The sequence below is a fragment of the Methylacidiphilum caldifontis genome (genome assembly GCF_017310505.1).
Taxonomy (GTDB): Bacteria; Verrucomicrobiota; Verrucomicrobiia; order Methylacidiphilales; family Methylacidiphilaceae; genus Methylacidiphilum; species Methylacidiphilum caldifontis.
Map to the genome: position 1 here is coordinate 1,075,458 of NZ_CP065957.1, position 19,254 is coordinate 1,094,711.

Here is a 19,254-nt window from a genome sequence, read left to right on the forward strand (position 1 = left end):
CCTCAAACAAATTGATCTAGCTTAAAAGCGTCATGGACTACCTGTGCTGCCTTCTTTCCTACTTCCTCATCGATGATCACTGCAATTTTTATTTCGCTTGTCGAAATCATTTGCACGTTTATACCCGCTTCAGCTAGTGCAGAAAAAAGAAGAGCAGCTACCCCACTATGTGATCGCATCCCTATTCCCACCACGGAGAGTTTGGCTATACCCTCTGTAGCCCGAACCTCCCGGGCACCAATTTCGCTAACAATAGGTTCAAGAGCAACTAGGGCTTTTTTAAGCCAATCTTTGTGCACAGTAAAAGTAATATCGGTTAACCCATGATCGGAAATGTTTTGAACGATCATATCGACGTTAATCTCAGCTTCAGCAATCCTGCTGAATACCTTGGCAGCAATACCCGGTTTATCGGGAACACCTAAAATAGTGACTTTGGCTTGGTTAGGCTCCAAGCTAACCGCTCTCACAACTACTTTTTCCATCGTATGCACCTCTTCTTTCACTATTGTCCCGGCAGCATTCGTAAAACTCGAACGCACCTCAAAAGGCACCTTAAACTTTTTGGCAAATTCTACCGACCTAGCCTGCATCACTTTCGAACCTGAAGCGGCCATTTCCAATAGCTCATCATAGCTGATCTCCTTTATTTTTCTGGCCGTAGGAACAATCCGAGGATCAGCCGTAAACACCCCTTCTACATCCGTGTAGATCTGACAGCATTGGGCATGAATAACAGCGGCTAAGGCTATGGCGGTCAGGTCTGATCCACCTCTGCCTAAGGTAGTTATATGCCCTTCGACGTTTTGTCCTTGAAAACCTGCTACGACCACCACGTTACGGAGTCTTAAAAGTTCCTTGATCTTTTTTGGACTTATATTAAGGATTTTTGCCCTCGTATGCCGACCGTCGGTAATGATTCCGGCTTGAGCTCCCGTCAACGAAACAGCGGGAATTTTCAGGGCATGAAGAGCGATCGACAAAAGGGCTATGGTGGTCTGTTCGCCGGTAGAAAGGAGCACATCAATTTCTCTTTCTGAAGGTTCAGGATGGAGCTGAGAGGCTAGTTTCAAAAGCTGATCCGTTACTCCTGACATTGCTGAAACAACCACCACGAGGTCATGGCCTTGACGGTAAAATTCAGCTATGTGTTGTGCCACTTTTTTTATCCGCTCAACACTCCCAACAGAAGTCCCTCCATATTTTTGAACAAAGAGAGCCATTTCCTCTACTTTTCCCTTTCTTTATAAAGAACATTTATATAACAAAAGGTTAAAAAAATTGCAAATTAAGACTTAAAAACTATTGCATCGATCGCTAAAATTGTTGTAAAGACAAAAAAAAAGGGCGGCACATTTTCATGCGCCGCCCGGCCGGGAATCGTCAGAGGAGGAAAACGATCATTTAGAGGTTATTCATATATTGATACACCGTGATTTTTGAGTTTGTTCAAAAATTTTTATATCCTGCAGAAAGAGCTACATTTTAAAATAAATAAGGGCAGCAAGCCTAGCTGCCCTTTATCAACTTGTAACCTAGAGGAGGAGGAAACAAATTCTTTTCTATTTTTTAAACGATCCTTCCTGACTATCCGTTCAATTTTTTTTAAAGGAATTTTTTTCTTTTTGCAGTCTCTTTTCTTATTTTTTCATAAATAGAATCTTTAATAGCTATAAACAACGTCTACAGCCACAAACCAAAAAGGACCACTTGAAGGTTGAGCTAGCCCATTACCGTTCAGTCCCACAGCAGAGGGTGATATCCCGGCTGCCGGATAATACCAGTTCATGAACCCCTTGCCATAATCAGCCCGGTTTTCAATTCGAACCATAAAGTTATCCGCCAAATCAAACCGCCAATCCACAGTCACACTGTAAATATCCATGGGGAAAAGCATATCTGAAAAAATCTGATTACGGTTCGCATGATCGTACTGCTCTCTCCAAGCCATGCTAAAAACTTTGTTAAACTTGTAGATCTGATAAATAGAAATACCAAAAAAGCTAGTCGACCCTTCAAACCCATATAAGGGATAATTCACAGGAAAAACAAGTAGAGCATTTTGTTGGGCTGCACCCAGTTGAGCAATCCCCGATGGACCTATCCGATTAGAAAACCCCCCGACCAGTTCATAGGCAAACTCAAGCTTCTGGTCTTTAACAAACTTCGGAATCCAAGTCCCAAAATCGTTAAACTCCATAAACAGTCCATTATTATTGTAAGCCGAAGGAACGATGTCTCCTCCAATGTCATATGCTCCTACATAACTGCCATTGGGGCTCGTTCCAAACCCTGGAGGATTGACTCCATTGGGAGCAAACGCATACCCAAAGGTATTGAGAAAAAGTTTATCCTTGGATACGTAATCCCACATGTTAAATAACACAACTCCTTCTCCACTATTGATCATGTTATTGGTATAGCCAAAATAAGGATACCCGGCCCTAGCTACGTTCCAACCCCCGTTGGTCACTCCCCAACGAGTTGTCCAATTATCATTGAACTTGTAGAAGACTTCACCCCCAACCATAGTGAAGGGTTCGAAGTTATTGAAAAGAATTCCATAAGAAAAGTTAAAGTTTGCAGGTCTTTCCATGACTTCCAATCCAATGGGTGAGGCAAACTGACCGATATGAATTTCTAAACTTTTATCGCCAATGGGAGCTTTGAACTGGACATAAGCCTGTTCAAGAAATATGCCACTCGAATTAAAGCCTATTCCAGAATTAAATGCATTGCCGATTCCTGTTACCGCATCGGGCTCACCTAGGGCTGCGTCCTGGCCAAAAATCATATCCACCCTAAATCCAGCCTGCCATTTATTTTCATCAGTAAGTGGTTTTTCTAACGCCACCTTGAGCTGATTGAAGTTAAACGCTCCTCCCGGTATTCCATCGGTGGTAAACCGCAAGGGAAGAGCCGGATATGAAGGAACAAAAGGATGTGCAGCAACTGGACCATGCAGTCCACTCGTTGCGGGATTTGCAAAAACTGCCGGTATCTGGTTGAAGGAGGGAGCTGCTATAAAATTATAGGTATAGCTAGCCTCCACATACCCACTTAATTTAATGCCTGGATTATTTGCTTGAACCGCGGCAATGCCTTCTTCTTCAAGAATTTTCTTTAGATTTTCAACTTCCTTGGATGACCCCAAAGCTTCAGGATTTTGAAGTTCTATACTCTGCGTGGATGAAGGTTCCACGCTTTCTTTCTCGCCTTCAACTTCCCCCGCATAACTTCCAGGAAATACTCCTAATAAGAGACAAAATATAAACACTCCAACCGCTCTTATGCTCATCTTCATTCTCGTTTTCCTTTTCGTATGAGACTTTTTGGTATTGAGGGACTGCTTAGAAGCTGTAGACAAACTCCAAGCCGACGAAATAAACCGGTCCATTCGACGTTCCTAGGAGAGCTGTTGGGCTACCCGTGGGGTTTTGGAAAGGAAAGCCGTAATAGCCGAGCACCCCTTTGCCCCAGTCCATCCTGTACTCAAGCCTAATCATGAAGTTATCCGCTAAATCAAACGCCATCGTCGCCGTGTACGCCCATATGTCAGTCGGTGCGTTATGCCCAGCCAGAATCGAGTTCCATCCCGACTCCATCCAGTCCATCCTTTGCGCTATGCTGATAATATCCGTTATCTGGTATTTCATGTGCACTGATGCCCCATACCAGTTCGATGGTCCACTGGACAGGTCCAGCGGCAACCCACTCACAGCCGCCGGCACTACCGTCACGTTGTTGTTGTAAAATCCCCCCGTAAACTCAAACCCCAAGAGCAGCCGATCATGCGCAAACTTCGGCGCCCACGATCCCCATACATCCCCTAGAAAAAATGCATTGTTCTGGTTAAATGGCCCTTCTCCCCTTATCCCCTGCGCTATCCCATAAGGCTGCGCTACCCCATCTATCGGTGAGGCTCCAAAACCCGGAGGATTTACCCCGTTAAACCCATACATCAACGTCGCACTAAGCGTCGCATTCTTCCCCTTCGCATCCCACTGGCTGTTCAAAAATAAAAGGTAAGCATCGTTGTTATTGATCATGTTGTTGAGATAACCAAAATATTCCATCCCCCCACGGGAAACATTAAATCCTCCATCGGCTATCCCAAACCGGCTCGTCCATTGGTCATCCCACCGGTAGATCGCTTGCATCCCCGTTAGCGTCGTCGGCAAAAGATTGGCAAACAACAGTCCATAGGTAAAATCAAGGTTCACCGGCCGCTCCACCACTTCGTAACCGGCTGGATCCACAAACTTCCCAATCTTTATGTCCAACCCGTTGCCCACCGGTGCCCGAAATATCACGTAAGCCTGCTCAAGCCAAAAACTTGAAGTGTTAAACGAATACCAGGAACTCGATGGCACCCCAAGACCCGTGATCGCATCCGGAGCTCCAACAACCGCATCCTGTCCCACGATGAGATCAGCCCTAAAACCTGCCTGCCAGCGGTTTTCATCGGTCAGCGGCTTTTCCAAGGCAAGCTTGAAGGCGTTCATGTTAAACCCTCCCCCCGGTATCGCATCCACCGGTTCCCTACCCGGGATCGCCGGGTAACCCTGGGCAAACCCTGCCGTATTGGTCGGTCCTACATAGCCCGGTGGAGGTACAAAACCTGGCACCTTGTTGAAAGCCGGTGCATTGATGAAATTGTAGGTGTAGCTAGCGTCCACATAGCCACTGAGCACTATCCCCTTGGTGTTCGCCTGCACCGGTATACCTTGGTCTTCAAGTTTCTTTGTCAACTCCTCGATCTGCTTGTCCTTCTCCTCAATGGCCTCAGAAACATTAGCCTGAGAAGTCTTCTTTGAGTGCTTCTTTTTGGAAGGTGGCGGCTGGGGTTGTTCTTCTTGGCAATAGCCAGAATAGCCTCCTAAACCTATACAAAGAAAAATCGCGTATAAAAGAAAACGGCTAATTCTAAACACTTCTTGCCTCCTCTTTTTAGATGTTAGCCCATAGAGATTTGCTCTAATACCCATACTCCTTTTTCCTAGAGTTGAATCAGAGAAATCTTTTTGGCTTTTTTGCCTAAAGCATCTTCTATGCCACAGGATAGAAAAAAGAAGAAAAGGGATGCACTCAAAAAAGAGGCTTTGGAAATTAAAAAGAGATCAATTTAATAGGGGAGAATTGTTTTTGAGTAGCCTTGAAGCAAATTTTTAAGATAAGCAAAAAAGTAATAAAAAGTTAATAGCTAAAGACGACTTCAATAGCGCTAAAGAAAATGGGACCGGAAGAAGAACCCACAAGTCCATTACCTTTAAGTCCTATACTTTGAGGATTAACAAGAAGGTTAGGTTGATAATAACCCACTACGTTATCTCCCCAATCCGCCCTCCACTCCATGCGTACCATGAAGTTATCAGCTAGGTCGAAACGAAGGGTCAGCGTTGTTTCCCAAATATTGGCAGGAAAAATAAACCCCTCAAGATAGGAATTCCAACTTGCTTGGAGGTACTGTTCCCGAAGGTTCAAGCTGGAAAAATTATTAAGCTTGTATACTTGGTATAGACCTACTCCAAACCAGTTGGTAGGCCCATCGTAACCAAATGAAAAAGGAAAAGGTGGAAATATCCCCAACAGTTCTTCCTGAGCAAGACCTAAAGCGGGTATCCCTCCAGGTGCAACGGCATGGTTATAAAAGCCGCCCACAAGTTCAAAACTAAACATCAGCCGCTCTCCAGGCACAAAAGAAGGAACCCAAGTTCCATAATCGTTGAGTTCCATGTAAGTCCCGTTATTGTTATAAGGACCAGGAATAATGTCCCCGTTGGCATAAGCACCAGGATAATTCAGTGCTGGGGCAGGAGAAGTTGCAAAACCAGGAGGGTTTGTCCCATTAAACCCGTAAAGCAGGGCAAAATTATTAAGGAGTTTTTTATCTTTCGAAGCATAATCCAGATTAAAGGTTACAAGATAAGCGGGCAGGTTATTGATCGTATTATCGAGAAATCCAAAATAAGGAAATCCTCCCCGGGAAGTATTAAATCCACCATTTACAAGCCCTCCCCTCACTCTCCATGATGGGTTTATCTGATAGTAAATTTGACTGCCGACAAGAACGAAAGGTTCAACGTTGTTAAAAAATAACCCATAGGTGAAATTGAGATTCCCCGGTCTTTCCAGGACTTCAAAACCAACGGGAGCTTCAAATTTTCCTAAGTGGATCTCTACTCTGTGCTCATCCCCTGCAGGAATCTGGAAAGCCGCGTAAGCCTGTTCAACGAATATTGTGGAGGTGTTGAATCCCAAGGTAGTCGAATTGGCGTTTCCAAAGCCTTCAACGGCATCGGGTACACCCAGTCCTGCATCCTGTCCAAGCATCAGGTCAAAACGAAAAGCCCCATCAAACTTATTTTCCTGGCTCAGCTCCTTTTCCAGGACCACTTTTAGTTGATTTAAGTTAAATCCTCCACCAGGGATGCCATCATCAGCATAACGCAAAGGAGCAACGGGCACAGCTGGAGAGAATATCCTTTGCCCATTTAATCTTTGTGCGGGAAAAAGCGGGAGGTTCCCCAAAGCGGGTGCGTTGAAATAATTATAATCGTAGCTAGCATCAACATACCCGCTTAACTTTATAACGGGCTGCGGTTGCGGTACGGCAATCCCGCCCTCTTCAAGGATTTTTTCAAGTTTTTCTATGTCCACAGAACTGCCTACAACAGCCGGTAAGTCCTGAGACTCGCTATCCTGCGCAGAAAACCCCGTTTTATTTGTTTCTGCTGCCTTTCCCATGCCGAGGAGGAATAAAAACAATCCAAACATAGAAAAAAGCCTGCCTAACACCATTTCTATTCGTTTTAATTTTATTTCCTTGGTGTTTTGAGTCGTCCACGCTCGGCTGTTCATGCTTAAAGCACTAAACAAGTTTTTTTTCCTCAAACGCCAGGAGTTTTTCCAGGGAAAGATCAATATAACCCTTCATAAAATCTTTCAGGCAATGTGTCTTATTCTCGTTATATCTAGTAGATAGCGTTGTAGCAAACCCTTATAGTTCTGGCTTATGCAATCCATGGAGTTGTCCAAAACCGATACTCCGTAGCAAAGGCTAAGGTATTCATACAAGGTGTTGAAAGGATCAAATCCATATAGCCTTTGGTAACAACGAGTTGTGAGTTTATCTCTGGCTGTATTCCCAGCTCTTTACTTTTATGAAAAGTTGCACCATAGGGGATTGCTTCTCGGAGATGCGGTCAGCTGTTTTGCAAGAACCTTATTCTTTGAACAAAGTTTTGGGAAATTCATACATCCCGGAAATGACAAAAAAAAAGGTCCCAATTCCTATACCGGGAGATAATCGGACATAAAAGAAAGCGGTTTATCGTAAGCACCGTATACCTCCTCTTTTTTGGCTGTTAATCTATAGAGATTAGCCCTAATCCTCTCATTTTTAGCTCAAACAAGATAGAAAAATATTATTGGCTCTTTTGCTTATAGATTTTGTGACAAAGGATAGAAAAAAGAAGGAAAGGCATGAACTTAAAAAAGTAGGATTTGAAATCAATAAAGTATAAACAAAATCGATTGATCATGAGAAAGGAATTTTAGTTTACGAAATCTGATTAGCTTGTTGTTCCAGAAGAAAAGAAAGAAAATCCTTGTGATGAATTAAATGCAAAATCATAATTTTTTAGTTTTTTTTATCTTTTCCTCGCTTTTGTTAATATTTTGTTAATAACTTGGTTTTATCTCCACTCATAAGAATGAAAAAGCTTATGAACCATTTGCAGACTGCCTACTATAAGAGCAGCTGGCAAAGAAGATAGCAGGGGAAGCTCTTGCCTGACCGCTGGAATCAGCCCCTATGGGCTGAAGAGTTGTCCCAGTCCAAGAACTTTCACAAGGAGTGATGATCAAAGCCAGTGTCGCTTTCAGCGATCAGAAGAGAAACTTGTTCTGGCATTTAGCTCCAGATTCGTATGTTATGATCGTGCTCGGTTTTTTTTCCTCTTCCTTGCTGTAAACCAAAGGCATCCGGACTCAATGATCGACAAAAAAGAAATTGATCTTGTTGCTTAAGGATCTCAGCTAAACAATCGATCATAGCGTCGGATAACAGGGATCGATTGATCAGTTCCAGATCAAACACATTCAAGAAAATTTAATTCTGTGACGTTCGAAGTCCTTAATCTAGCTTTTCAAAATCGGAAAGCTCAAACTCCTTGATCTTTCTTTGTAGGGTCTTTCGACTTATCCCCAGTTTTTTTGCAGCCGTCGTTTTTTTGCCCTGGCAATATTTGAGGGCACTAATAATAAGTTGTTTTTCAGCTTCTTTCAAGTTGAAGCAATCCGTTCCTATTGATGTCGAGGGGATGGGCTCGTTAAACAGGCCCTTTGGTTTTCTTATTCTTTCAGGAAGGTCCTTAGGCAAGATCTCTTCTCCCTGGCAAAGAACTACCCCATGTTCAATAGCCATTTTTAGTTCACGGACGTTTCCTGGCCAATCGTAATCCAAAAGAGCTTCAAGGGCCTCAGGACTAATCCGATCAATTTTTTTTCCATTTTCAGCAGCAAATTCCGCTAGGAACGCTTTGGCAAGCAATGGAATATCCTCCTTTCTCTGTCTTAAAGGAGGCATCAAGATGCGCACTACATTTAATCTAAAGAAAAGATCTTCTCTAAATTTCCCTTCTTCAACCATTTTTTCAAGGTTCCTGTTCGTCGCCGCAATAACGCGGACGTCAACAGCTATCGTTTTGTTGCTGCCAACCCTTTGTATTGTTTTTTCTCCCAAGGCTCGGAGCAATTTAACCTGCGTGGGCAGATCGATCTCGCCTATTTCATCCAAGAAAAGAGTCCCCCGTGCTGCTTCTTCAAAACGACCTATCCTTCTCTCTACAGCTCCTGTAAAAGCTCCCTTTTCATGACCAAAAAGCTCACTCTCCAGAAGTTGCGGGGAAAGAGCTGCGCAATGGACAACGACAAAAGGACAATTTCTCCTGGGACTAAGTTGATGGATGGCATGAGCAACAAGCTCTTTACCTGTTCCACTTTCCCCTTCAAGTAACACTGTTGCTTTGGTCGAAGCTACCTGCTTGACCTTTTCAAAAACCTCTTTCATCAGCTTCGAACTGCCAATGATTTTCTCAAGACCATATTTTAAGTTGAGCTGACGTTTTAACTGCAGGTTTTCAGCTTCCACCTTTCGTGACCGATAAACCCTTTTTAGGGTAATTTCTAATTTTTCCAAATCTATCGGCTTAGTGATATAATCGTCTGCCCCATTTTTCATCGCTTCAACCGCGTTCTCTACCGAACCGTAAGCGGTCATGAAAATGCAGGCAGGGGGAAAAGACAAAGACTTTGCTTTTGATAGGATTTCAAAACCTGACTCTTTTCCCAGTCTTATATCAGCAAGAACGATATCGATAGGTTCATTTTCTAAAATGGCTATAGCAGAAGAGAGATCCGAAGCCTCATAAATGTCGAACTCTTCTCCTAGAGCCATGACCAAACCCATCCGCGTTCTTTTTTCATCTTCAATGATCAGCAGCTTGGGAGTATCGGCTTCCATATTCATTGATGAGCAGGGGTGTTCTTTTCTTCGGCCATAGGCAGCAGCCTGATCAGCCGCTCGGCTCGTGGCAAAAGAATTTTTACCGTTGTTCCTTTCCCATCTTGACTTTCAATCTGCACCTCTCCTCCATGGTCACGGATGATCCTTCTAACGATGAGAAGACCTAAGCCAGTGCCGGAGGTTTTAGTTGTGAAATACGGTTTAAAAATATGACTCATAGCTTGTTGTGAAATACCCGTTCCATTGTCCTGAAACGAAACGATCAAAAAAGCATCATCGGCATGAGTACTGATCTTTATGATTCCATTTTTTCCTACCGCTTCTATCCCATTTTTAAGAATGTTATAAAAAGCCTGTTTTAACTGATTTCGATCCGCTCGGACAAGAGGCAGTCCCTGATCGAGATCCATTTCGATGAGAATATCAAGGTTCTGGATTTCTGGTGAGAGAAATTCTACCGTTTGCTTCAGGACCTGGTTAAGAGAAATTAACCTCAATTTAGGAGCTGAAGGCCGGATCGCTTTGAGAAACTGGTTAATGATACCATCAAGCCTGCGGATTTCTGACCGGATGGCTGCAAAAGAATCCTCCAATTGCTTATCCTCTTGTTGGCCCTTTTTCAGATGAAGAAGTTTCTTAACTTTCTTTTCGATTAACTGAAAATGTATACCCAAAGCATTGATCGGATTGCCAAGCTCATGGGCTACCCCTGCCGCAAGAATGGTCAAAAGATTGAGTTTTTCACTTTCTATGGTCTCTAGAGTCTTTTCTCGCGTTGTTGTAATATCATAGAAAATAGCGATAAAAGCGGCATTTTTATCTCCAATTTCTTCGAGAGGAATTAAAGAAAGATTGAGATAACGCGTTTCAGGATAGAAAACCTGGAAATCTCGACTAATGACTTTTCCTAAAGAAATTAATTCCGACCAATCGATCAACGGAATAAACTGCTTGATTTCCTTTCCCAAGATATACTCGGGGGAAACGCCAAACAGCCGCTGGATCGTTAGATTACTATATTTAATTTTAGCCTGATTATCGAGAACGATAATGCCCTCTTGCAGAGCATTAAATATGGCTTCCAGAAACCCTTTTTCTTTAACCAACCTCAAAAAAACGCTCTGGATTTCTCTGGGTCCTACTCTTTCGAATTTCCCCAAAAGTTTACTTAAAAAAGAGTGGCGCATGAAAATTCACAAAACTATTTAGATATAAGTTTTTCTTATTTGTTGATAAATGCAACGGATAAACCGTTTTTTCGAAACCTTTTCTTTGAAAGAAATTAAAGACCAGAATCCCCAGAAGCAAACGCTTTCTTTTCTGCCCTTTTTCTGTGTGGGTTAACCTGCTCAAAGAAAGTCAATATTCCACGAGCAATGGCTTCGGCAAGTTTTTGCCGGTAAACGGAATGATCTACAAGAGAAGATTCAATAGAATTAGAAAGGAATCCTCCTTCAACGAGTACACTGGGAAGCATATTTTCCCTGAGCACTTTAAACCTTGCCCTTTTGAGGCCTCTATCCATATCTGAATCACCGGGATGAAGTCTGATGATCTGGCAATGAATGTCATGGGCAAGCAAAATATTAAGGGGATCAGTCCGGTTTCCAAGACTCGGGATATAATCGGTACGATAAAGCCTTCCACTATTCGTGGAAGGGGATCCATGTGGAGAAAGGGCATATGTTTCCAAACCGTGTCCTCCACCATAAGCCTGATTGTAATGAATACTGACAAAGATATAATCGGGATAAAAAGAGGCTATTCTGACTCTTTCTTCCAGTGGGACAAAAACATCCTCATTTCGGGTCATCACAACGGGTATCTCCTTGGCTTTAAGCAGTGCAGCAAGTCTGCGGGCTGTATCGAGCGCATAGTTTTTTTCTGTTCCTTTCCTTGAGACAGCTCCCTTGTCCGAACCTCCATGTCCCGGATCGATAACCACTCCACGATAAACCCGTTCAGTCTGAATCATCCGGGGTCTCAGTATGGGTTCAAACAAGCAGGACAGATCGGTTCTTGAAATCCATATCTCCCCAGAACGTTCAACAATAGGGAACGAAAGCCAATGCCTGACCCCATCGATATAGACAACCGAGGTATTGGGTTTAAAATCCAGGGTGGTAAAGCCATTGGAAAGATGGATGTCTTGGGTGGGAGATGAATCAAAGGATGAAAAATTGTAGAAATGGCAAAAATCTTCCAAGGGAACATATTGGCTTTTACCAAAACTTGCAAGATGCCATTGTTGAGCTCTTAAAAAAGAAAGGCCAAAAAAAAGAAATAAAAGTAAAATTCTAATCAGAGGCATGGGAAATTATCAATTAACCTTACATTATCTATCCATAATGCTGCACACAACCGCCCATTTACTTTTTCCACATAATCTAGTTTAAAACAAGGAATTTTTTCAAGCTCTTGCCTTGCCCAAACTTCACCTCCAGGCATTGACGCCGCTTCCTTCAGGATCCTTGGGAGTTGCGAAGCTATCTTTTTTTGTTCTTCACTCAAATAAGTGTTTCTGGAACTATAAGCAAGACCATCTTCATCTCTTACCGTTTCAACCCCAACAATTTTTATGGGTAGGTAAAAATCCCTTACCATTCTTTGCACCAGTTCAAGCTGTTGGGCATCTTTCCAACCAAAAACTGCTATAGAAGGTTGAATAAGCCAGAACAGTTTCATCAACACCGTGGCTACCCCTTTGAAATGTCCAGGCCTAAATTCTCCACAACGACCTTGAGAAATTTTTTCTTCGATTACCCAGCTTGAATGATCTTCATGATAGAGGCTTGAAGGAGCAAAAAGCACGTCCACTCCCTGTTCAATACAGACCTGTTTATCTTTTTCATAGTTTCTGGGATAGATTTGGTAATCTTCATGGGGACCGAATTGCTTGGGATTAACATAGATACTGACAACTAGAGGATCTCCTAGTTGCCGTGCCTCTTTGAAAAGAGCGATATGTCCCTTGTGTAAAGCTCCCATGGTAGGGACAAAAACCGCTTCCTTCCCTTGCCTTTTCCATTGCATGGCAAGAAGTTGCATCGTCAAAGGGGAAAAAATTTCTATCATCAATTATTGCCAGTTGCTTTGCTTTTTAATCTTTTGACATCCTCCCCGGCCTGAAGGCCGGAGATTCCTACGGCGCTACGCACGGATTGCTCCTTGCATAGTCGCTTCGGTGGGTTCCTGCTTCTGACCGCCACTGCGGTTCGATCCACAGGCCATCCGGGCGTGTCCCGCCCTTAAAACATTGATCGCGCCGACTAGATCGGCGTGTTCCTCAAATCCGCATTCCACTAGCCACTGCGTTTCAACGCTGTGGCACCACTCTGTGAGAAGCTTGCACAGCCCGGCGTAGCCGAGCTTCTTTTCTCCGCGCTCGTGGCGCTCTTTCTGCAACGCCAGCGCCTTGTTGTAGACGAACCGGCACGAGCCAGCAAAGCGGCGCATCTGCCGCTGCTGCTGCCCGTTGGGCATCAGTTCGTATTTGAAGGCTTGGCGGATTAGCATAAATTATAATTATACTTGGTCTATGAACGATGACAACAATATTCGACACGGTCGACATAGTGTTTTCAAGATGCACGTCCATTTGGTCTTTGTGGCGAAATATCGACGCAGGGTGTTCGATGGCGACGCCATCAACCGGCTGCGCACGATCTTCGCCAAGGCCTGCGCCGACTTCGCGGCACAACTGATCGAGATGGACAGCAAAGACGATCATATGCATCTACTGGTCGAGTACCCGCCCAAGGTCGCCGTCTCCAGCCTCGTGAACAGCCTCAAGGGCGTATCCAGCCGTCTGCTGCGCAAGGAGCGGCCAGACATTCAGAAACGCTACTGGCGCGGTGTGCTGTGGTCGCCGTCGTACTTCGCCTCATCCTGCGGCGGCGCTCCGATCTCCATCGTGCGCCAGTACACCAGGGCAGCTGCAGACGCCACACTGAAAACCCAAGGACGGCTACGCCCTCCGCGCTATCCTTCCCCGCCCCAAGCGGCGAGGCAAGCCCACGCACCGGGTCAATGTCAATCCAACAGCAAAGAAAAGTCGTATTAAAACATATTAATATTCAAAAAAAGGCTCAATCATAAAGAAAAGCTCTTGAGTTTTTATATTCAAAGCACACAAAAAGGAATTGATTTGGGGATCGAAATAAAAAAAAGCTAATCAAAGGAAAAAAACAAAGGAAATTTTCTAGGGAAAAGAAATCATTTTTACAACAAATAAACAAAGTTGAAAAAAGGTTTTTGTTTAAGGTTTTTATAAGGGTCACAATACAAAAGTATTAGCGAGTATAGGCACCATCCGTGGATCTTTTTTATATACTTTTTTTTTCTATATTGGGTATAGGGCTAGTCAGCCAAATCTTTAATTCTTTCCGATCAAAGGTTACGGTTCGGTTCTCTTTTGTCAGGTCTTTATCATGGATCTTTTTTTGTTTGCTTCTAGGACTCTGGCTAGGGTTCACAAAAGGAGCTGAAAAAGCATGGAGTTTTCTTGGCGTTTTTTGGATTGAATACCTTCTTAGCTTGGATAACCTTATCGTTTTTCATCTTATCTTCGAACTTTCTAAAACAGATCAGAACCTTAGGCAGAAAATTCTTAATATAGGTATTATTTCAGCCATTATACTCAGAGTTTTGTTTATCATACTTGGTCTTTCTCTTGCTTCACATTGGTCATTGATTTATCCCCTTTTTGGTCTTTTTCTTTTTTATGGGGCTTATCAGCTCTTCAAACCCGAAAAAGCTCCTTCCCACCATCCCTTTCCAAAAACTAGGAGTACACGGTTAGGTCCTTTTGTTTTCGATCCCCAAGAAAAAAAGAAATGGCTTTTCCTTACAAAAAACAAAATTGTTCTGGGAGCCTCTGCACTCACCTTGCTCACGATTGAGAGCAGCGATATTGTTTTTGCTTTTGACTCTGTTCCTGCCTCTTTTGCTTTGAGCTCAGATCCCCTTGTTATCATCGGAGGGAATATCTGTGGGGTACTGGGTTTAAGATCTCTCTATTTTATTGTTGAAAAAACAGCTCAAAAAATCATCTCAATCCGCAAGCTTTCCGCTTGGCTCCTGATACTTATGGGAACTGAACTCATAGCCAAGCTCTGGATAGATATTCCCCCTCTGTATAGTTTCATTGGCATAATGGTCTGCTGTATTTTCTACGGGATCTGGGAAAAGGGTTTTTTCAAAAAAAATACTAGCAACTGATTCTGCCAATCATCTTAAAAAAAATAGGCAAGGCCAAAGAAACCTCTTTTTGCCATAAGGAAGTTGCATAAAAAAGAGGCTTTATTTCGTTTCTTCCCCAAAAAACGGGGGTTCTTCTGGAGGTTCCTGCTGTTGTTTTTTTTGTACTTCCCTCATTTTTTCTAGAAGCTCAGACATATCCTCGACTTCTTCCCAGACGTCTTGAGCTACATAAATGGGGCATTTATATTGCAAAGCCAACGTTAAGCAATCGCTCGGTCGAGCATCCAATTCAATAATTTTTTTATGCACTTCATTTTCAGCGCGCAATAGCAGCCTTGCAAAATAGGTGTTACTACGCAAATCGTTAATGACTACCCGTTCAACACTGATCGAAAGGGAATCAAAAATCATCGCCATCAGCTCGTGTGTCAAGGGCCTTTCGTTCCTTTCTCCTCTAATAGCCATGGCTATAGCCCTACCCACATAGCTATCCACATTAATGACAAATACTTTTTCTTCGTTACCTAGAAATATGGCAAAACCGTTGGGGCTACTGGGCAAAATTCCTTTAACCTCGATCGGGATGACATCATTTCTCACACTCTTTTCATAATTCGGTTTTGCTGAGTTTGCAAGAGGCGAAAGAAAAAAATAAAAAATAATAGACAATTTTTGCGATTTTTTTTTGTAGTTTTATATTGTGAGTTCCATGATATCGCAAGCTAAAAACCCATGGGAGATAAACCAAGCCCTTAACACTTACCAGATACCCCGATGGGGAGCGGGCTACTTTTCCATTAACAAGGAAGGGAACATCTGTGTAAGACCTGTTCAAGATGCAGGTCCAGAGCTAGATCTTTTCAAGGTTATTCGCGAAGCCCTTGAAAGAAAACTCAATTTTCCTCTTCTTCTGCGTTTTCAAGATCTTTTACGTCACCGAGTTCTTAATCTTAACCAAGCATTCAATGAGGCGATCGAAGAAGCAAATTACAAGGGAAAATATCGAGCGGTGTTTCCCATAAAAGTAAATCAGCTGCGCGAAGTCATTGAAGAGATCGTTGATGCAGGTTCCCCCTTTCATCACGGTCTGGAAGCGGGAAGCAAAGCTGAACTTTTTGCCGCCTTGGCCATGCTTAAAGATTCAGAATCTTTGCTTATCTGCAATGGATTTAAAGACAGGCTATTTGTCGATTCAATATTCCTTGGACGAAAACTGGGCAAAAAAGTTATTCAAGTGCTTGAAAAAGTCGAAGAACTGGATCTGGTGATTGATGGGCTTAACCGGTTCAAAGTTGATCCAATCATAGGCGTTCGGCTTCAGCTCGCCTCAAAGGGCAGAGGGCACTGGGCCTATTCGAGTGGGGAAGAAGCAAAGTTTGGACTATCCACAGCAGAACTCTTGCAGGTTATCCAGAGGTTAAAAGACAACCATTTATCCTCTTGCCTTCAACTGATCCATTTTCATATCGGTTCTCAAATTCCCGATATTATTACCATTAAAAGAGCCGTAAGAGAAGCCTCAAGGTATTATGCCAGGCTTTACCAACTTGGGTTTCCTATCCAGTACATTGATGTCGGAGGAGGACTTGGCGTGGACTACGACGGGAGCAGGTCCACCGATTCAAGCATCAATTATTCCTTGCAGGAATATGCACGGGATGTTGTTTATAACATCGCTGAAATTTGTAATGAAGAAAAAGTTCCTCATCCCACCATTGTGACCGAAAGCGGAAGGGCGGTTGTCGCACACCATTCGGTTCTTGTTGTCGATGTTCTAGAGGCTATCCAGAAGATCAAACCGCTGACTCAACACAGCGTCAGTTGCAAATCTAATCACAAGCTTGTCCAGGATCTCCTTGAACTCAAAACATTACTCAACAAAAAAAACCGGCTTGAGAACTATCACGATAGCCTTCAAATCAAGGAAGATGCCCAATCCATGTTTGAGCTTGGACTACTTGATCTTCAAACCAAAGCTGAAATTGAAACCCTCTACTGGGAAATCTGCAAGGAAGTAGTTAATCTTTATAATGGGGCCAAACAGGTTCCGGAAGAGATTCGCAAATTACGAGAATCACTAAGCGATCAATATCTCTGTAACTTTTCGGTTTTTCAATCCTTGATAGATCATTGGGGACTTGGACAGATTTTCCCCGTTGTCCCCATTTCCATGCTCAATGAAAAACCCAATAATCGTGGATTTCTTGTGGACATCACCTGTGATTCTGACGGTAAAATCTGTTCTTTTCTGACTGGTGAAGAAAAACATCAGAGCTCTATCCCCCTGCACAACCTGGATTCCAAGCCTTACCTGTTAGGCATTTTCCTTGTGGGGGCTTACCAGGACATCATGGGGGATCTTCACAACCTTTTTGGAAGAGTTAATGAAGCTCATGTGTTCATCGACCCTGATGAACCTGATGGTTTTTATATTGAAGAAACGATCCCGGCCTTAACTATTGGAGAGGCTTTGAGCGCGGTTCAATATGAGCCCAAGATCCTTGAAAACGCCATGAAAAACCAAATTGATAACGCCATCAAACAAAATCTTCTTAAGCCCAATGAAGGAATGCGACTTCTCGAATTCTACGAGAACGGTTTAAAAAGATCCACTTACCTAGAGATCGAATACGATCAGCTTTACAAGAAAAAGTCGATCCTGGAAGTCGGCTTGGAACATAGCTTATCTACTGGACAACTGACCGATTAAAGGACTGAACACTATCCTCATTGAGCCGCCTGAAAATTGCCCACGAAAACTCCCTTGCCTTTCTACAACCCGGGATAAGCTTTTTTTTCAATTCCCATTTTTGATTTTTAAAAGATCTAAAGGAGTATCAATAGATACATCCTCTTTCTGGAGAACCTCGATAAACTTGCGCATCGCAGGGGTAAGCATGCGCCCTGACTTATAAAGAATCCCGATCGGTCTATAGCAAGGGGGCCCAGAAAGTTCGAGCATCTTTAGGGTGCCATTTCTTAACTCCTGGGTAATCGTGGCCATCGGCACAATGGCAATACCTGCGTCAATTTCTACCGCCCTTTTAACCGTCTCTACATTATCGAACTCCATAACAGGTCTAAACTCAAGACCCTTATCCCTAAAGAGCTTGTCGAGTTCCCTGCGCGTCGGCATGTCTGAGCTAAAAGCGATAAAGCCTTCTTGGGCAATTTGTTCCAAGCCTACCTCTTTTAAATGGGCAAAACGGTGGGTCGGACTACATATGACTACCATGCGATCTTTGCGGAAGGGCTCAATCTTGATCTGTTTTCTAGGGGATGGATAGGCCACGATGCCTATATCACTATTTCCTTCGGCAATGTCTTGATAAACTTGCCGAGAATGGCGGTATTCAACTCGGATGTTGACTTCAGGATAGAGTTTGAGAAACTTTTTCAAATAATAAGGCAGTTCATGAAGACCCACACTGTAAATAGCCGAAACACGAATAGTCCCCGAAACAGACTCCTTGATTTCGAAAATTTTCGCTTCTATTCTTGTATATATATCAACAATTTCCCGAGAAGCATGGTAGAGAATCTCTCCTTCCTTTGTCAATTGAACCTTACGGCTACCCCTCTCAATCAAGGGAACGCCAAAACGCTCTTCAAGAGAACGAATCTGTTGACTAACAGCAGATTGACTAATCTTGTTCAATTGTGCGGCCTTACTAAAACTTCGGCTTTCTACAAGATCCCTAAAAGCTTTGAGTGTTTCAATCTGCATCGAAATAATTTTTAGTAAATCTAATAATTTGTCAAATTATGAATTTTTCTTTTTATATTCCTTCAATTAAAGAAAGGTTAGAAAAACTTCAATCCAAAATAGAAACCGCTTCAAAAAAAAGTGGTCGAAACCCCAAAGATATCACTATTGTAGCGGTCACCAAAGGTTTTGGACCCGAAATCATCGAAGCTTTACTGCAGCTGGGTATTATTCATATAGGGGAAAACCGCGTTCAAGAAGCTCGCCTTAAAAAACAGCAGGTTGGGGAAAAAGGAATATGGCATTTCATTGGGCATCTTCAAAAAAACAAGATAAAGATTAGCTCCCATCTATTCGACTGGATAGATTCAGTTGATACACTCGAGGATGCTACCTTGCTTTCTCATTTTGCTCAAGAACTGGGGAAAACACTTAAGATTTTAGTCCAGGTTAACGTTTCGGGTGAATCGACAAAATTTGGAACCACTCCAGAACAGGCTGAATCCTTATGCATGTCTATTAACAGCCTTCCCCGGTTAGAAATCCTTGGGTTGATGACTATTGCTCCCTTTGTTGAAGATCCTGAAAAGGTAAGACCCGTTTTCTCTCGACTCAGGATGTTGAGGGACAAAATAGAATCCCATAACGGAGTTCATCTACCGGTTTTATCCATGGGTATGAGCCAGGATTTCGAAGTCGCCATAGAAGAAGGAGCAACGATGATTAGGATAGGAACTTTCTTGCTTGGGCCACGGAAAGGGTCATTTCTTAAAATAGGTGAAACCCAAACTTTTCTTTAATCCTCTGGGAAATAGCT

The 19,254-nt window shown here is 43.0% G+C and carries 13 protein-coding genes and 2 pseudogenes; 4 read left to right on the forward strand and 11 right to left on the reverse strand.

The genetic code is table 11. The features are described 5' to 3' along the window. Positions 1-2 precede the first annotated feature (2 nt). The 9 genes and pseudogenes from IT6_RS05060 to IT6_RS10645 all read right to left on the reverse strand — a co-directional run. Entirely contained in the window at positions 3-1,223 is a 1,221-nt protein-coding gene (locus tag IT6_RS05060; RefSeq protein WP_206828321.1) for an aspartate kinase, read from the reverse strand. A 440-nt stretch (positions 1,224-1,663) separates the two neighbouring features. Then, positions 1,664-3,304 (reverse strand): outer membrane beta-barrel protein, encoded by a 1,641-nt coding sequence (locus IT6_RS05065; RefSeq protein WP_206828323.1) that lies wholly within the window; start codon positions 3,302-3,304, stop codon positions 1,664-1,666. Between the two features lie 46 nt (positions 3,305-3,350). Further along, positions 3,351-4,988, reverse strand: coding sequence for an outer membrane beta-barrel protein (locus IT6_RS05070; protein ID WP_242524357.1), 1,638 nt, complete (start codon positions 4,986-4,988; stop codon positions 3,351-3,353). 208 nt (positions 4,989-5,196) lie between these two features. After that, a complete protein-coding gene (locus IT6_RS05075) occupies positions 5,197-6,861 on the reverse strand; it encodes an outer membrane beta-barrel protein (RefSeq protein ID WP_242524358.1) in 1,665 nt (554 codons plus the stop codon). A gap of 1,276 nt (positions 6,862-8,137) precedes the next feature. Continuing rightward, positions 8,138-9,532: a sigma-54-dependent transcriptional regulator gene (locus tag IT6_RS05080; RefSeq protein ID WP_206828324.1), complete on the reverse strand. Its 1,395-nt coding sequence runs from the start codon at positions 9,530-9,532 to the stop codon at positions 8,138-8,140. Further along, complete coding sequence (locus IT6_RS05085; RefSeq protein ID WP_206828332.1) at positions 9,529-10,716, reverse strand: two-component system sensor histidine kinase NtrB; 1,188 nt, start codon at positions 10,714-10,716, stop codon at positions 9,529-9,531. The genes IT6_RS05080 and IT6_RS05085 overlap by 4 nt, the downstream gene beginning before the upstream one ends. 95 nt (positions 10,717-10,811) lie before the next feature. Beyond that, entirely contained in the window at positions 10,812-11,840 is a 1,029-nt protein-coding gene (locus tag IT6_RS05090; protein WP_206828334.1) for an N-acetylmuramoyl-L-alanine amidase family protein, read from the reverse strand. Next, a complete protein-coding gene (gene panC, locus IT6_RS05095; protein WP_206828336.1) occupies positions 11,831-12,604 on the reverse strand; it encodes a pantoate--beta-alanine ligase in 774 nt (257 codons plus the stop codon). Before panC ends, IT6_RS05090 begins: the two co-directional genes overlap by 10 nt. A 222-nt stretch (positions 12,605-12,826) precedes the next feature. Continuing rightward, positions 12,827-13,045: pseudogene (locus IT6_RS10645) on the reverse strand (helix-turn-helix domain-containing protein); the annotation flags it as partial. Between the two features lie 22 nt (positions 13,046-13,067). On the opposite strand from IT6_RS10645, the pseudogene tnpA reads away from it, so the two are divergent. Then, positions 13,068-13,482, forward strand: a pseudogene (gene tnpA / locus IT6_RS05105) (IS200/IS605 family transposase). A 361-nt stretch (positions 13,483-13,843) separates the two neighbouring features. After that, entirely contained in the window at positions 13,844-14,749 is a 906-nt protein-coding gene (locus IT6_RS05110; protein WP_206828341.1) for a TerC family protein, read from the forward strand. An 81-nt stretch (positions 14,750-14,830) separates the two neighbouring features. Here IT6_RS05110 and IT6_RS05115 read toward each other — a convergent pair whose 3' ends face one another. Next, complete coding sequence (locus tag IT6_RS05115; protein WP_134438880.1) at positions 14,831-15,331, reverse strand: bifunctional nuclease family protein; 501 nt, start codon at positions 15,329-15,331, stop codon at positions 14,831-14,833. Between the two features lie 109 nt (positions 15,332-15,440). On the opposite strand from IT6_RS05115, the gene speA reads away from it, so the two are divergent. After that, positions 15,441-17,441, forward strand: coding sequence for a biosynthetic arginine decarboxylase (gene speA, locus IT6_RS05120; protein ID WP_242524367.1), 2,001 nt, complete (start codon positions 15,441-15,443; stop codon positions 17,439-17,441). A gap of 87 nt (positions 17,442-17,528) precedes the next feature. On the opposite strand, the gene IT6_RS05125 is transcribed toward speA, so the two are convergent. Further along, a complete protein-coding gene (locus IT6_RS05125; protein ID WP_134438882.1) occupies positions 17,529-18,458 on the reverse strand; it encodes a LysR family transcriptional regulator in 930 nt (309 codons plus the stop codon). Between the two features lie 38 nt (positions 18,459-18,496). Here IT6_RS05125 and IT6_RS05130 point away from each other — a divergent pair, with 38 nt between their 5' ends. After that, complete coding sequence (locus tag IT6_RS05130; RefSeq protein WP_134438883.1) at positions 18,497-19,237, forward strand: YggS family pyridoxal phosphate-dependent enzyme; 741 nt, start codon at positions 18,497-18,499, stop codon at positions 19,235-19,237. Positions 19,238-19,254 lie beyond the last annotated feature (17 nt).